At 70.6% G+C, this 14,248-nt stretch carries 15 protein-coding genes; 7 read left to right on the top strand and 8 right to left on the bottom strand.

Annotation, left to right across the window (positions count from 1 at the left end; genetic code table 11):
- The first annotated feature begins 16 nt into the window (after positions 1-16).
- The 3 genes from IE195_RS05060 (at position 17) to truB (ending at position 1,708) form a co-directional block, all read left to right on the top strand.
- Positions 17-313 carry a DUF503 domain-containing protein gene (locus IE195_RS05060; RefSeq protein WP_017542630.1) on the top strand — a complete coding sequence of 99 codons (297 nt, stop codon included), beginning with the start codon at positions 17-19 and terminating at the stop codon, positions 311-313.
- Positions 314-315: 2 nt separating this feature from the next.
- On the top strand, positions 316-753 hold the full coding sequence (gene rbfA, locus IE195_RS05055) for a 30S ribosome-binding factor RbfA (protein WP_191268216.1): 438 nt from the start codon (positions 316-318) through the stop codon (positions 751-753).
- A gap of 67 nt (positions 754-820) precedes the next feature.
- Positions 821-1,708 (top strand): tRNA pseudouridine(55) synthase TruB, encoded by an 888-nt coding sequence (truB, locus tag IE195_RS05050; protein WP_191268215.1) that lies wholly within the window; start codon positions 821-823, stop codon positions 1,706-1,708.
- Here truB and IE195_RS05045 read toward each other — a convergent pair whose 3' ends face one another.
- The 3 genes from IE195_RS05045 to IE195_RS05035 all read right to left on the bottom strand — a co-directional run bounded on the left by IE195_RS05045 (position 1,709) and on the right by IE195_RS05035 (position 3,478).
- On the bottom strand, positions 1,709-1,993 hold the full coding sequence (locus tag IE195_RS05045) for a type II toxin-antitoxin system VapC family toxin (RefSeq protein WP_225942336.1): 285 nt from the start codon (positions 1,991-1,993) through the stop codon (positions 1,709-1,711). It abuts the gene before it with no gap.
- Positions 1,994-2,118: 125 nt separating this feature from the next.
- Entirely contained in the window at positions 2,119-2,505 is a 387-nt protein-coding gene (locus IE195_RS05040; protein WP_191268213.1) for a hypothetical protein, read from the bottom strand.
- Positions 2,506-2,533: 28 nt separating this feature from the next.
- Positions 2,534-3,478 (bottom strand): alpha/beta fold hydrolase, encoded by a 945-nt coding sequence (locus IE195_RS05035; RefSeq protein WP_191268212.1) that lies wholly within the window; start codon positions 3,476-3,478, stop codon positions 2,534-2,536.
- A 173-nt stretch (positions 3,479-3,651) separates the two neighbouring features.
- Between IE195_RS05035 and IE195_RS05030 the strand changes: the two genes are divergently transcribed.
- From IE195_RS05030 to IE195_RS05015, 4 genes are all read left to right on the top strand, one after another.
- On the top strand, positions 3,652-4,614 hold the full coding sequence (locus IE195_RS05030) for a bifunctional riboflavin kinase/FAD synthetase (RefSeq protein WP_191268211.1): 963 nt from the start codon (positions 3,652-3,654) through the stop codon (positions 4,612-4,614).
- Between the two features lie 268 nt (positions 4,615-4,882).
- Positions 4,883-5,152, top strand: a complete 270-nt coding sequence (gene rpsO, locus IE195_RS05025) for a 30S ribosomal protein S15 (protein ID WP_191268210.1) — start codon at positions 4,883-4,885, stop codon at positions 5,150-5,152.
- Positions 5,153-5,444: 292 nt separating this feature from the next.
- On the top strand, positions 5,445-7,757 hold the full coding sequence (locus IE195_RS05020; RefSeq protein ID WP_191268209.1) for a polyribonucleotide nucleotidyltransferase: 2,313 nt from the start codon (positions 5,445-5,447) through the stop codon (positions 7,755-7,757).
- A gap of 108 nt (positions 7,758-7,865) precedes the next feature.
- The gene (locus IE195_RS05015; RefSeq protein WP_191268208.1) at positions 7,866-9,200 is read left to right on the top strand and encodes a M16 family metallopeptidase; all 1,335 of its coding nucleotides are present in this window, start codon (positions 7,866-7,868) and stop codon (positions 9,198-9,200) included.
- Positions 9,201-9,283: 83 nt separating this feature from the next.
- Here IE195_RS05015 and IE195_RS05010 read toward each other — a convergent pair whose 3' ends face one another.
- The 5 genes from IE195_RS05010 to IE195_RS04990 all read right to left on the bottom strand — a co-directional run bounded on the left by IE195_RS05010 (position 9,284) and on the right by IE195_RS04990 (position 14,241).
- Complete coding sequence (locus IE195_RS05010) at positions 9,284-10,513, bottom strand: Dyp-type peroxidase (RefSeq protein WP_191268207.1); 1,230 nt, start codon at positions 10,511-10,513, stop codon at positions 9,284-9,286.
- Positions 10,513-11,118, bottom strand: a complete 606-nt coding sequence (locus tag IE195_RS05005) for a copper chaperone PCu(A)C (RefSeq protein WP_191268206.1) — start codon at positions 11,116-11,118, stop codon at positions 10,513-10,515. The genes IE195_RS05010 and IE195_RS05005 overlap by 1 nt, the downstream gene beginning before the upstream one ends.
- 138 nt (positions 11,119-11,256) lie before the next feature.
- The gene (locus IE195_RS05000; RefSeq protein ID WP_191268205.1) at positions 11,257-11,724 is read right to left on the bottom strand and encodes an Hsp20/alpha crystallin family protein; all 468 of its coding nucleotides are present in this window, start codon (positions 11,722-11,724) and stop codon (positions 11,257-11,259) included.
- The gene (locus IE195_RS04995) at positions 11,721-13,388 is read right to left on the bottom strand and encodes a BCCT family transporter (RefSeq protein WP_191268962.1); all 1,668 of its coding nucleotides are present in this window, start codon (positions 13,386-13,388) and stop codon (positions 11,721-11,723) included. Before IE195_RS04995 ends, IE195_RS05000 begins: the two co-directional genes overlap by 4 nt.
- 262 nt (positions 13,389-13,650) lie before the next feature.
- The gene (locus tag IE195_RS04990) at positions 13,651-14,241 is read right to left on the bottom strand and encodes a MarR family winged helix-turn-helix transcriptional regulator (RefSeq protein WP_191268204.1); all 591 of its coding nucleotides are present in this window, start codon (positions 14,239-14,241) and stop codon (positions 13,651-13,653) included.
- Positions 14,242-14,248: the final 7 nt, after the last annotated feature.

The raw sequence follows: 14,248 nt of genomic DNA, 5'->3' as shown, positions 1-14,248 counted from the left end.
CACCACAGGTGATCACTTGTACGTTGGGGCGCTGACCCTGGACGTCCTCCTCGGAGACGTCCACTCGCTCAAACAGAAGCGTTCGATGGTGAGGCCTGTCGTCGCCGAACTGCGCCGGAAGTTCTCGGTGTCGGTCTCGGAGGTCGGCGAGCACGACCTCTACCGTCGGGCGAAGATCGGTGTCGCGGTGGTCGCACCGACCGCCGCCCACGCCCGGGACCAGATGGACACCTGCGAGCGTTTCGTCGCGGGCCGTCCCGAACTGGAGCTGCTCTCCGCCAGGCAGCGGCTCTTCAACGAAGAGGAAGACTGACGATGGTTGACGCCGCACGTGCGCGCAAGATCGCCGACCGTATCCAGCGCATCGTCGCCGAGATGCTGGACCGGCGGATCAAGGACCCGCGCCTGGGATTCGTCACCGTGACCGACGCCCGGATCACCGCGGACCTGCGGGACGCCACGGTGTACTACACGGTGTTCGGCTCCCCGGAGGAGAAGTCGGCCAGCTCCGCCGCTCTGGAGAGCGCCAAGGGCGTGATCCGCAGCGAGGTCGGCCGGCAGACCGGCATCCGGCACACGCCCAGCCTGACCTTCGTCATCGACGAGGTCCAGGAGAACGCCCAGCACATCGAGAAGTTGCTGATCGAGGCGCGTAAGGCTGACGAGGAGGTGGCCCAGCGGGCCACCGGTGCCAAGCCCGCGGGTGAGGCGGACCCGTACAAGGTCCCCCGCGAGGACGAGGACGACGAGTAACACCCTTCCGGGTGGCGGCGCGGCCCGCGCCGCCACCCCTCCCCTTCCCACATCCCTGAGGAGTCCCATGGCCGAGAGCGGTGTCGTGGTCGTCGACAAGCCCGCCGACTGGACGTCACACGACGTGGTCGCCAAGACCAGGGGTCTGGCGCGGACCCGGCGCGTGGGCCACGCGGGCACCCTGGACCCGATGGCCACCGGGGTGCTGGTCCTGGGGATCGAGAAGGGCACCAAGCTGCTCGGTCACCTGACCCTGACGGAGAAGACCTACGAGGCCACGATCCGGCTCGGCCTGGTGACCAACACCGACGACGCCGAGGGCGAGCCCGGCGTACGGGTGGACGCCTCCGGGGTCTCGGAGGCGGACGTGCACGCGGCCGTCGCGAAGCTCACCGGCCTGATCGAACAGGTGCCGCCGCAGGTCAGCGCGATCAAGGTGGACGGCAAGCGGGCCTACAAGTCGGCCCGTGAGGGCAAGGAGGTCGCGCTCAAGGCCCGCACGGCGACGATCTCCCGGTTCGACGTCACCGGTATCCGCCGCGTCCCGGACCCCGAGGGCGCCTTCGTCGACGTGGACGCGGTCATCACCTGCTCCAGCGGTACCTACATCCGGTCGCTCGCCCGCGACATGGGCGCGGACCTCGCGGTGGGCGGACACCTGACCGCGCTGCGCCGCACCCGGGTGGGCCCCTACGACCTGTCGCAGGCCCGCACCCTGGACCAGCTCGCCGAGGAGTACACCCAGATCCCGCTGGCCCAGGTGGTGGCCGCGACCTTCCCGGTGCGGACCATGGACGAGGCCGAGACCCGCGCCATCCGGCACGGCAACCGCATCGGTCCGAGCTCCCTGGGCGAGGGGCCCGTGGGCCTGTTCGCCCCCGACGGCACCGTCATCGCCCTGGGCGAGAACCGCCCCGGCCACATGAAGCCGGTCGTGGTCTTCTCCCCGGCCTGATCAGATCTTGATCACGGCGGCTCTGCCCGCGCACAGGGCCAGCAGGTCGTCTGGATCGGACGTCAGGATCGTCGCCGGTCCGCCGACCCGTAGCGCGGTCGCGCACAGCATGGCATCGATGGCGTGCCTGTGACCGTGAAGATCGGCGTCTCGCAGCAACTGCGCGGCCAACAGGGAGACGTCCCTGGTGACGGGTTCGATGATGATTCTGGAGAGGACCCAGTCCAGGGCCGGACGCCTGATCCTGGGGTGGACGACTTCGACCAGTGTCGCTGCGCTGGTCAAGACCGGAACTCCCTTCGCGGAAGCAGCTGTGACCCACTGGGTCATCCGACTGTCCCGAAGGACGGTCTGGGACAGGCCCTCGGAGTCCAGGACGAGGGCACTCGTCCTGGAGGTGCGGTTCCGGTTCACGCCGCCTCCCGGCCCGGGTTCTCGGATCCGGGGACAACACCTTGTTCCGTATGGGCACGATCGATTTCGTCGTGGACCTGTTGGATCGCCTCGTCACTGACCGGGCCGTTCGCTTCCTGCATCCAGGTCGCGAGCTCGTGGAGCCGTTCCTGCTCGACACGGTGTCGGAGCGCCTGCTCCAGATACGAGGACAGCCCGGAGTCGCCGCTCCTGCCCCGTGCTTCGTCCACGAGGTCCTTGGGGAGGTTGACGGAGTATTCCTGGTACGAGCTGCTCATGGGTTGAACGGTACCCAGAGTGGTTCCGGCCATACCGGGGGCACGGTTGCCGACCATCGGAAACGTGCTGTCCTGCATCCGCTCTTCATGTTGTACTTTGCTCACGCTCAGTAACATAACGGCCCGAGGTTCGCTACGGGGTGACTTCTTCGAACCCGTGGGGAAAAGGTGTCCGTGGAGAAGCATCCGCCCTGGTCCTCGCGTCGATCTGAGCTCTCCCGCCAGGCGGGCGCCGAGCGTTCAGGAACTCTGACAGGGCGGCCGTCAGCTCGCCGGGGCGTTCCACGGAGGGCAGGTGGCCGGTCTCGGGCAGCTCCAGCAGCCGGGCGCCGCGAACCCCCTTCGCGTACAGGTCGGCGACCGCCTGGACCTGGGGGACCTCCGACAGGCCCTTGACCACCAGGGTCGGTACGCCGACCTCGTGCAGGCGGTCCACCGCCGGGCGCTCGGGCCACTCCGCGTGGTTGGCGGGGCTCGCCCAGCGGCGGGCGAACATCTCCCGCAGCATCAGCAGCGACAGGTCCCATGCCTCGGTGGGCATCTCCTCGGGTGAGCGCCCCGGGCCCAGCACCATGAACCTCGCCTGCGCCTCGGCCATCGCGGCCACGTCCGCCGGGTCCACCGACGCGCCGCCCGCCCGGTAGGCGGACAGCCGTTCACGGGGCACCGCGGACAGCGCCATCTGCTGCCCGGTCCGGACGAACACCTCCGGCCACACGTAACCCGACATCCCGGGGCAGACCAGGGCTAGCGCGCTGACCCGCTCCGGGGCGTACAGGGCCGCGTCCACCGCGTAGGCGCCGCCGAAGGACGCACCGACCAGTGCGGCCTCCCCGATCCCCAGGGCGTCCATCAGGGCCAGCAGGTCCTCGTGGTGCCGGACCGGCCCCTCGTGGTCGGCCGAGTCCCCGTGGCCGCGCCAGTCGTAGCGCACCACCCGGTGCCGCCTGGCGAGTTCCGCGAACTGGTGGTCCCACATCCGCCGGTCGGCCACCCCCGCGTGGACGAGGACGACCGCGGGACCGGCCCCGGCCTCGTCGTAGGCCAAACGTGTCGTACCGGTGTCGATCGTCGCCATCCAGGCACGCTAAGCCCTGCCCCGTGGGCGTGCCAACCCGCCTCTGCCCACGGCAGAGCCGCGGCCGTGCCGCGCCGGAGCGGCAGTCCGCACCGGGGGAGTGTCGGAAACAGGGCCGCCGCCGTGGCAGGCTTGGGGCGAACGAACTCTGACGACGGACAAGGGGACCGGACGTGCGGCGATGGGACGGGCTGGAGGACATTCCCTCCGACTGGGGGCGGTCCGTGGTGGCGGTCGGTGTCTTCGACGGGGTGCACCGCGGCCACCAGGCGATCCTGGCCTCCGCGCGCGCCCACGGGCGCGAGCTCGGGCTCCCGGTGGTCGTGGTGACCTTCGACCCCCACCCCCAGCGGGTGCTGCGCGGGGTCACCCCGCCCGTGCTGACCCCCGTCGGGCGCCGCGTCGAGCTCATGGAGCCCTTCGGGGTCGACGCCGTGTGCGTTCTGCCGTTCAGCGAGGAGCTGTCCTCTCTCAGCGCCGAGGGGTTCGTCCAGCGGGTACTGGTCGACCGGCTGGCCGCCGCCGCGGTGGTGGTCGGGGAGGACTTCCGGTTCGGGCACCGCGCGGCCGGGAACGTCGCCGTGCTGGCCGAACTGGGTGAGAGGTACGACTTCACCGCCGACGGGGTGCGCCTGGTCGCCGAGGGCGAGACCATCACCTCCACCCGGATCCGTTCCCTGCTGGACGAGGGCGACGTGGCCGCCGCGGCGGACCTGTTGGGCCGTCCCCACCGGGTGAGCGGAAGGATCGTGCACGGGGCGGCCCGCGGCCGTGAACTGCTCGGTTTCCCCACCGCCAACGCGGACCTGCCCCCGGACACGGCAGTGCCCGGCGACGGGGTCTACGCCGGGTGGCTGAGCCGCCTGGAACCGGTGGGGGGACAGGAGGGCCGCTGGCCCGCGGCGGTCTCGGTGGGCACCAACCCCACGTTCAACGGGGCCGAGCGCACGGTGGAGGCCTACGCGCTGGACCGGGACGACCTGGAACTGTACGGGCTGCGCATGGCGGTCGACTTCACCGCGCGCATCCGCGGCCAGGAGAGGTTCGACAGCATCGACGAGCTGATCGTGGCGATGCACCGCGACGTCGACCGCTGCCGGGACGTGCTGGCGGCGGAGACCGGCGACAGCGCCTGAGCGGGCGTCGCCGGGACGAGTCCGGGGTCACCGCCGGGGCGGGATCCGCGGTACCTGAACTGCGGTAAGGTGGATGAGTCCACGTGTGCCCGCGGTCGGGCCACCCCAGGGGTGGCGGAGCCGGCGGGGCGCGGTGCACCCACGCCGTCGGCGTCGGTCCGCGCACACCACACGCGACGGTGACTGTTCGTACGCGCGGTCACCGCGTCTGACCCCTGTCACGTGCCGGGGTTCGCCCTGCGTACCGATTCATCAGAGAAGGAGCGTTGTGTCGATCGACACCGCCACCAAGGAAAAGATCGTCGCCGAGTACGGCACCAAGGAAGGCGACACCGGTTCGCCCGAGGTCCAGGTCGCGCTGCTCACGCACCGCATCACCGAGCTCACCGAGCACCTCAAGGACCACAAGCACGACCACCACAGCCGCCGTGGCCTGCTCCTGATGGTCGGCCGCCGTCGTCGGCTGCTCAAGTACGTCGCCAAGCAGGACATCACCCGCTACCGCTCGCTGATCGAGCGTCTGGGTCTGCGCCGCTAGGTGAATCCGGAGGGAGTGGCTTCGGCCGCTCCCTCTTTGTTAGTAAGGTGTAACCGTAGTGGCGACCGACACGGTCGCCGCACGGTAAGCCACACCCGTGCCGTTTCCCCGGTCCATATGGGTCGGTCCTCGGTAGTGGTCTCCGGCAACACCGCATCAGCTGCGGTGCCGTGGACTTCGATCGATGACCGGCCGTCATCACCTCCGGGGCACGACGCGGGCGAGAAAGCGGCGTCGCGCCCTCCGGCCCAGCCGGACGCGACGCAGTCCAACGTGTAGTAGGAGGTCGCCCATGGAGGGCGCTTACTCGGCCGAAGCCGTCATTGACAACGGCAAGTTCGGCACCCGTACCATCCGCTTCGAGACCGGCCGTCTGGCCCGTCAGGCCGCCGGTGCGGCCACGGTCTACCTGGACGACGAGACCGTCGTCCTGTCGGCGACCACCGCCTCGAAGCGCCCCAAGGAGAACCTCGACTTCTTCCCGCTGACGGTGGACGTCGAGGAGCGGATGTACGCCGCGGGCCGCATCCCCGGCTCCTTCTTCCGGCGTGAGGGCCGTCCTTCCGAGGACGCCATCCTCACCTGCCGCCTGATCGACCGTCCGCTGCGCCCCTCCTTCAAGAAGGGCCTGCGCAACGAGATCCAGGTCGTCGAGACGATCCTGGCGCTGCACCCCGAGCACCTGTACGACGTCGTCGCCATCAACGCGGCCTCGATGTCCACGCAGATCTCCGGGATCCCCTTCTCCGGCCCGATCGGCGGCGTCCGCGTCGCCCTGATCGACGGCCAGTGGGTGGGCTTCCCCACCCACGGCGAGCTGGAGAACGCCACCTTCGACATGGTTGTCGCCGGCCGTGTCCTGGAGGACGGCGACGTCGCGATCATGATGGTCGAGGCGGAGTCCACCACCCAGACCCTGAAGCTGGTCGCCGAAGGGGCCGTCGGCCCCAACGAGCAGACCGTCGCCGAGGGCCTGGAGGCGGCCAAGCCCTTCATCAAGGTGCTGTGCAAGGCCCAGCAGGCCGTCGCCGAGCAGAGCAGCCGCGAGCAGGCCGAGTTCCCGATCTTCCTCGACTACGAGGACGACGCCTACGCCGCCGTCGAGGGCGCCGTGCGCGAGGACCTGGCCAAGGCGCTCACCATCGCCGACAAGCAGGACCGCGAGGCCCAGCTCGACAAGATCAAGGCCGAGGCCGCCGAGAGGCTCGCCGAGGACTTCGAGGGTCGGGAGAAGGAGGTCAGCGCCGCCTTCCGCAGCCTGAGCAAGCAGCTCATGCGCGAGCGCGTCCTGCGCGAGAAGGTCCGCATCGACGGCCGCGGCCCCAAGGACATCCGCCAGCTGAGCGCCGAGGTCGGCATTCTGCCGCGGGTGCACGGTTCGGCCCTCTTCGAGCGCGGTGAGACCCAGATCATGGGCGTCACCACGCTGAACATGCTGCGCATGGAGCAGACGGTTGACACGCTCAACCCGGACAAGACCAAGCGCTACATGCACAACTACAACTTCCCGCCCTACTCCACCGGTGAGACCGGCCGGGTGGGCTCGCCCAAGCGGCGCGAGATCGGGCACGGCGCCCTGGCCGAGCGGGCCCTGCTGCCGGTTCTGCCCGCCCGCGAGGAGTTCCCGTACGCCATCCGTCAGGTGTCCGAGGCCCTGGGGTCCAACGGCTCCACCTCGATGGGTTCGGTCTGCGCCTCCACCATGTCCCTGATGGCGGCCGGCGTGCCGCTCAAGGAGATGGTCTCCGGTATCGCCATGGGTCTGATCAGCCAGGGCGACGAGTTCGTCACACTGACCGACATCCTCGGTGCCGAGGACGCCTTCGGCGACATGGACTTCAAGGTCGCCGGTACCCGTGAGCTGATCACGGCCCTGCAGCTGGACACCAAGCTCGACGGCATCCCCGCCGAGCAGCTGGCCCTGGCCCTGCAGCAGGCCCGCGGCGCCCGTCTGGCGATCCTCGACGTCATGCAGGAGGCCATCGAGCGTCCGGCCGAGATGAGCCCGAACGCTCCGCGCATCCTCACCGTCAGGGTCCCCGTCGAGAAGATCGGCGAGGTCATCGGCCCCAAGGGCAAGATGATCAACTCGATCCAGGACGACACCGGCGCGGACATCTCGATCGAGGACGACGGCACCATCTACATCGGTGCCACCGACGGCCCCTCCGCGGAGGCCGCCCGGGACACGATCAACCAGATCGCGAACCCGACCATGCCCGAGGTGGGCGACCGCTACCTGGGCACCGTCGTCAAGACGACCGCCTTCGGCGCGTTCGTCTCGCTGCTGCCCGGCAAGGACGGTCTGCTGCACATCTCGCAGATCCGCAAGCTGCACGGCGGTCAGCGGATCGAGAACCTCGACGACGTGATCAGCATCGGCGAGAAGATCCAGGTCGAGATCCGCGAGATCGACGACCGCGGGAAGCTCTCCCTGGTCCCGGTCGAGGTCGTCGAGTCCGAGGCCGCACCGGCCCCCAAGGCGGAGAAGCCCGACGAGGCCGAAGCCGCGGACGAGGGCTCCGACAAGGGCGACGACAAGGGTGAGGGCGCCCCGCGCCGTCGTCGGCGTCGTAGCTCGGGCGGGCGTTCCGAGAACACCTGATCCCACCTGACCCGGTACGGGGCGGTCGCGTCTTTCACGATGCGGCCGCCCCGCCGTCGTTCGACACGTATGCTCTGCTGGATGTTCCGACGCGTAGAAGAAGGATTTATGAGTTCTGTCCCCATCGCCGCCGAGCAGGATCCGGGCACGACCGTGACACTGCTGGAGCCCGACGGCGGTTCCGGTCTGGTGCGTCGGACGGTGCTGCCCGGCGGACTGCGCGTGGTCACCGAGAACATCCCCGGGGGCCGGTCCGCGGCCTTCGGGATCTCCGCGGCCACCGGTTCCCGCGACGAGGACTCCGCGCACGCGGGGTCGGCGCACTTCCTGGAGCACCTGCTGTTCAAGGGGACCAGGACCCGGTCGGCGCTGGAGATCTCCGCGCTGCTGGACGGCGTGGGCGCCGACCACAACGCCTACACCACCAAGGAGCACACCTGCTACTACGCGAAGGTCCTGGACCGGGACCTGCCGCTGGCGGTGGACGTGGTCGGCGACATGGTCGCCAACTCCGTGCTCGACGAGGGCGAGGTGGAGACCGAGCGCGGCGTGATCCTGGAGGAGATCGCCATGTACGAGGACGAGCCCGCCGACCTGGTGGACGACGTCTTCGCGGAGCACTTCTTCGGTGACACCCCGCTGGGCCGCCCCATCCTGGGCACCACCGACAGCATCGGGGCGCTGGCCCGCGACCGCATCGCCGAGCAGTACCGGGACGCCTACGTGCCCTCGGAGCTCATCGTCACCGCGGCGGGCAGCCTGGAGCACGACAAGGTGGTCGAGCAGGTCCAGGCGATGTTCGCCGACCAGTTGGCGGCCGCGGGCGAGGCCCGCCCGTCCCGTCCGCGCGGGCCCGGTGAGCCGGTGCGCACGTACGGCGGCACGGTGGTGCAGCCGCGGGAGACCGAACAGGCCCACATCATCCTGGGCTCGGAGGGGCTGACCCGCGCCGATCCGCGCTGGCACGCCCTGCGCCTGCTCAGCGCGGCCCTGGGCGGCGGCATGTCCTCCCGCCTGTTCCAGGAGGTGCGGGAGAAGCGCGGCCTGGCCTACGCGGTGCAGGCCTACCACACGGCCTACGCCGACACCGGCACCTTCCAGATCTACGCGGGCTGCCTGCCGGAGAAGGCCGACGAGGTCATCGGGGTCTGCCGCGACGAGCTGGCCAAGGTGGCCGCCTCCGGTATCACCTCGGAGGAGCTGAGCCGGGCCAAGGGGCAGATCCAGGGGGCCATGGTGCTGGGCAGCGAGGGCACCAGCGCCCGGATGGGCCGCCTGCTCTCACACGAGCTCACCCGGCCGCGGCACTCCTCCATCGACGAGGACCTGGCCCGGTACGACGCCGTCACCCGCGACGACGTGGCCGCGGCCGCGGCCGAGCTGCTGGCCCGCCCGCGCGCGCTGGCCGTGATCGGCCCCTACGAGGCCGACCGCGAGTTCTAGGCTCCCGTGTGCCGGTCCGTTCCGGGCCCGCTCCGCACGCCGCGGGGCGGGCCCGGTCCCGTTTCCCGGGCCCCGCGGGCCGGTCAGCCCTCCAGGAGGCCCTGTCCGACGAACCCTCCCTCGGCGCAGCCGGGCGGGACCGCGTACACGGCCGACCCCACCGCCGTCACCCACTGGTTGAGCAGGTCCAGCTCGTCCAGGCGGCGCTGGACGGGCAGGAACTGGCGTACCGGGTCGGCCTGGAAGGAGACGAACAGCAGTCCCGCCTCCCCCCTGGCGCGGTCCTCGTAGTTGTAGCCGCGGCGGAACATCCGTTCGTCCGGGTCCCCGGTGCGGGCGCGGCGCACGTGCGCGAAGTCGGCGATCACCGGGAGCCCGCCGTCCCCCTTGGCCTCGAAGTCGGGTTCGTCGTGCTCGCTGTCCCCGGTCAGCGGCGCGCCGTCGGACAGCCTGCGACCGATCACCGCCTCGCGGGCGGGGCGGTCCAGTTCGTCCCAGGTGTCCAGGTGGGTGGCGATCCGGCGCAGGACCAGGGAGGTTCCCCCGGTCAGCCAGTCCGGTCCGGCCCCGCCCCACACCAGGCGCTCGAAGTCCTCGGTGCCTGGGGCGGGGTTGACGGTGCCGTCCACCTGGCCCATGAGGTTGCGCATGGTGGTCCCGTCGGGTTGGGACCCGTGGGCGCGGCGGAAGCCGTCCTGGCTCCAGCGCAGCCGACCGAACGCCCGGGTGTCCTTGAGCAGGATCCGGGCGGCGTGCGAGACGGTGACCGGGTCGTCGGCGCACACCTGGAGCAGCAGGTCGGTCTGGCCCCAGGCGGGGTCGAGGTCGTCGTGTTCGAAGTCGGGCAGGTCGGTGAGCCAGTCCGGGACCGCGTCGGGGTCCACCCGCTCCACCAGGCCCGGACCGAAACCGAAGGTCACGGTCAGGCGGGCGGGCACCCGGGCGAGTTCGGGCTCGGTGTCGGCCAGTGCCGGTTCGCCCCGGGTGAGGCGTGCGGCGTCGTCGCTGAGCAGGAACAGCAGCCGGCGGACGCCCTCCGCCGCCACCTCCGGGTCCAGGTCGATGCCCAGGAGGGTGGCGTGCGCCTGGGGCGGGGTCTGCACCCCGGCCTGGCGGGACCCGTGGAAGGCGACGCTCTGTTCACCGTGCGGTGGAGGAGTGGAGGGCGGTGCGGGTTCGTCCGCGGGCAGCGCCCGTTGGGCGAGGGTGGCGCCGAGTGCGCCCGCCCCGGCCGCCGCCCCGCCCAGGAAGAGGTTTCGGCGGCTCAGCCGGCCGCGGGGCCGCCCCCCGTCCGGGTGCCCGGCGGCGCCCATCAGTGGTCCCCGTGCTCGTCGTCGCCCTCGTGTTCCTGGTCGCCGTCCTCGTGGCCGTCGCCGCCCTCGTACTCCTCGTTGGCCCCGGCGTGTTCCTTGACCGGGGCGGTGAACTCGGCGGTGGAGCCGTCGGCGAACTCCAGGGTGAGGGCGGTTTCCGATCCGGGCTCCAGGTCCCCGGTCAGGCCCATCAGCATGATGTGGTCCCCGCCCGGGGTCAGCGGGAGGGTTCCGCCGGCGGGGACGAGGAAGCCGTCCTCCTTCTCCCGCATGGTCCCCTCGGTGCCGCCACCCACCACCTCGTGCAGTTCCGCGGTCTCGGCACCCTCGTGTGCGGCGGCGACGACGGTGACGTCGGTGTCGGTGCCGTTGGCGATCTCGCCGAAGGCCGCGGTCATGCCGTCGTCCTCGGTGGCCGCCTTGATCCAGGGGTCGGTGACGGAGAAGCCGTCGGCCGCGGTACCGGTCCCGCCGCCCTCCGCGGAGGAGCCGTCGGCTCCGGCGGTGTCGGGGGCCTCGGCGGTGTCGGTACCGCCGCAGGCAGCCAGGGCCAGGAGCAGGGTGAGGGACAGCGGCGCCAGGGACAGGGTTCGGACGTGGGTCACGGGATCTCCTCGGGCGGGCCGCCGGATGCGGCCGTTCGGTAGGAGAGTCGGTCACGCGGCGGCCCTGGTTCCCACGGACACGGAAAAGCCCCGCCGGAGGGTGTCCTCCGACGGGGCCGGGTGCCTCGGGGGGCGGGGTCAGCGGCGCTTGCGCCGCGTGACGGTGATGCGCTTGGGGCCCCGCTGGTTGGCGGCCCCTCGCACGACGACCTCCAGGAGTCCCTCGCCGTAACTGGCCGTGATGTCCTCCTCCTCGACCCCGTCGGGCAGGCTGATCTCGCGGCGGAACGTGCCCATGAACCGTTCCGAGGAGTAGTAGACGACGTCCTCGCCGTCGCGCTGGCGCTCCCCGCTGATGGTCAGGATGCCGTGGTTGAGGCTGATCGCCACGTCCTCCTCGTACACCCCCGGCACCTCGCACCGGATCACCAGGTCGTTCCCCTTGGCGAGGATGTCGGTGGGCGGACTCCAGGCGTCGGCGAAGCCGCGCTCGCGTTCGCCGGCCTGACCGCCCTCTATCGAGGACATGGTGTCGGAGATGCGGTTCATCTCGGTGATCATGTCAACGACCCCGTGGAAGGGGTTGCTGAACCTCTTGGGTGTCATGTGCCCTCTGCCTCCTCTGGATTGTCGCCCTCGTTCCTGCGGTCCACCCGGACGCTTCCCGTACGGGCGGGCGGCGGCCGGTCCTCCGCCCGCAGCCGTTTGGCCTCACCGGGCTTGGGTTCGCTGCCCAGCCCCTTGAACAGCCCCCACAGCATGAACACGAGGATGACCGCGAAGGGCAGGCCCGTGACCACGGAGGCCGCCTGGAGCGCGTCCAGGGCGTTCGTCCCGCCCAGTACCAGCAGGATGAGCGTCACGCCGCCCTCGCTGACCGCCCAGAAGGCGCGCTGGAGCCGGAGCGGTTTGGTGTCCCCGCCGTTGGTGAGGGTGTCCACCACCAGTGATCCGGAGTCGGAGGAGGTGACGAAGAAGATGGTCACCACCAGGATCAGCAGGACGGAGGCGATCACCGTGACGGCCGGTGCCAGGGGCAGGGCGTCCAGCAGGTGGTAGGCGGCCTGGGCCTCGTCGCCGTCGTTGAAGCCGCCCTCACCGAACAGTTCGTAGTACAGGCCGGAACCGCCGAACACCCCGAACCACAGCAGGGAGACCACGACCGGGGCGAACAGGGCGCCGAGGATGAACTCGCGGATGGTGCGGCCGTAGGAGATGCGGGCCAGGAAGACACCGACGAAGGGCGCCCAGGAGATCCACCAGCCCCAGTAGAAGACGCTCCAGCCGGTGGTGAAGTTCGCGGCGGTCTCGTCGGCGAGCGGACTCGGGAAGGACAGGCTCCAGGGGACCAGGTTGCCCAGGTACTCGCCCGCTCCGGTGAGTGTGGAGCTGATCATCCACAGCTTGGGTCCCACGGCGAAGACGAACGCCAGCAGGATGAACGCCAGCCACAGGTTGATCACCGACAGGCGGCGGATGCCCTTGTCGATCCCGGACAGGACGCTGAACAGGGCGATGCCGGTGATGACGATGATGATGGCCGACTGGGACCACGAGTTGTTCGGCAGGCCGAAGACCTCGGACAGGCCCCCGTTGATCTGCAGGGTGCCCAGGCCGAGCGAGGTCGCCAGGCCGAAGATGGTGCCGAACACCGCCAGGATGTCCACCAGGTTGCCCGGCCAGCCGAAGGCCCTGTCGCCGAGCAGCGGGTAGAGCGCCGACGCGGGGCGCAGCGGCAGCCCCTTGCGGAAGGCGAAGTAGCCCAGGGACAACCCGAGGGCGATGTAGATCGCCCAGGGATGGAAGCTCCAGTGGAAGAAGCTCAGTCCCAGGGCTTCCCCGACCGCCTCGGGCTGGGGCTCCGGGGCCGCGCCGGGCTCGGGGGCGACCGGGGCCAGCTCGCTGGAGCGCGGTGAGTGCAGGTGGGTGACGGGCTCGGCGACGCCCCAGAAGACGAGGCCGATGCCCATACCCGTGGTGAACAGCATCGCGAACCAGGCGATCGTGCCGAACTCGGGCCTGGAGTCGTCGGGTCCGAGTCGGATCTTCCCGAACCTGCTCAGCATCAGGAAGACGGCGACGCCGAGGAAGAAGGTGGTCGCCAGCACGTAGAACCAGCCCAGCTGGGAGCCGATCCAGTCACGGGCGGCGGAGGCCCCGGCCAGCAGGGGGTCGGTGAGAACGATCCCCAGCACGACGAAGGCGATGATGACGGCGCCTGAGACGACGAAGACGGGTGGGTTGGTGTGGTCGCGAACGTACTCGCGCAGGGATGAGATGGTGGCTCCTTCCCAGCCCCGCTGGGTGTACGGGGGTTGGAGCGCCGGTTCCTGCACCGGCCACGGACATGTCCCGTGGGATGGTAGAGGCTTTGGTCCCTGGCAGTAAAGCGACCTCGCGCTCACGGAGAGTTCCGACAAAGTGTGCCATGTCGGTCTTCGAACGCAACTCCGGAGTCAGGGGCCAAGCGCCGGTCCCCGGGGCTCCGGTCCTGCGGGGGCGCCGGTCCGCTGTGGCGGCCGGGCGGAGCCGTCAGTGGCGGCGGGGTGCCCGCTGGGCGACGAGCGTGTCCAGGGCCGTGTTCACCCGGTCCAGCCAGCCCGTGATCACCTCCAGCTCCTCCAGCGAGTAGTCCTCGTGCAGCGAGGTCATGACGTCGCGCATCCCCGGTGCGGTGCCGGCGGCGATCTTCTCGGCCCCCTCCACCAGGCGCACCGCGACCTTGCGCCGGTCCAGCGGGTGGGGGGTGCGTTCGACCAGGCCGTGTGCCTCCATCCGGTCGATCACCCCGGTCACCGAACCGGTGGACAGGCACAGGCTGTCCGCGATCTCCCCCGGGGTCATGGTTCCGGCCACCCGTAGCAGTGTGTAGCACTGGAAGTCGGTCGGGTTCATGCCCGAGCGCTCCGACATCCGGTGCAGCAGCCGCACCAGCCCCACCGCCAACTGCTGGCCGTCGGTCTGCAGCGCCATGTACAGGTCCGTACGTGAGCGCGGCCCGTGCGCTCCGGACCCGTGCGGTTCGTCCGGCTCCGGCGCGGGCGCGTTCACCCCCGACGCCTCCACCCCGGACGCGGTCGACCCCTCGGGCCCGGCGGGCCGGGTTCTGGGCGCGCTGTCCATGGGTCTC

It is taken from the genome of Nocardiopsis terrae (assembly GCF_014651695.1).
Taxonomy (GTDB): domain Bacteria; phylum Actinomycetota; class Actinomycetes; order Streptosporangiales; family Streptosporangiaceae; genus Nocardiopsis; species Nocardiopsis terrae.
Note: the sequence above shows the minus strand (reverse complement) of the source record. Positions and strands in the feature narration are given on the sequence as shown.

Bases quoted from the DNA above. Each gene is read 5' to 3' on its own strand.
- rbfA (WP_191268216.1), top strand. From the start codon at position 316: ATGGTTGACGCCGCACGTGCGCGCAAGATCGCCGACCGTATCCAGCGC.
- truB (WP_191268215.1), top strand. From the start codon at position 821: ATGGCCGAGAGCGGTGTCGTGGTCGTCGACAAGCCCGCCGACTGGACG.
- IE195_RS05035 (WP_191268212.1), bottom strand. From the start codon at position 3,478: ATGGCGACGATCGACACCGGTACGACACGTTTGGCCTACGACGAGGCC.
- IE195_RS05020 (WP_191268209.1), top strand. From the start codon at position 5,445: ATGGAGGGCGCTTACTCGGCCGAAGCCGTCATTGACAACGGCAAGTTC.
- IE195_RS05015 (WP_191268208.1), top strand. From the start codon at position 7,866: ATGAGTTCTGTCCCCATCGCCGCCGAGCAGGATCCGGGCACGACCGTG.
- IE195_RS05010 (WP_191268207.1), bottom strand. From the start codon at position 10,513: ATGGGCGCCGCCGGGCACCCGGACGGGGGGCGGCCCCGCGGCCGGCTG.
- IE195_RS05000 (WP_191268205.1), bottom strand. From the start codon at position 11,724: ATGACACCCAAGAGGTTCAGCAACCCCTTCCACGGGGTCGTTGACATG.
- IE195_RS04990 (WP_191268204.1), bottom strand. From the start codon at position 14,241: ATGGACAGCGCGCCCAGAACCCGGCCCGCCGGGCCCGAGGGGTCGACC.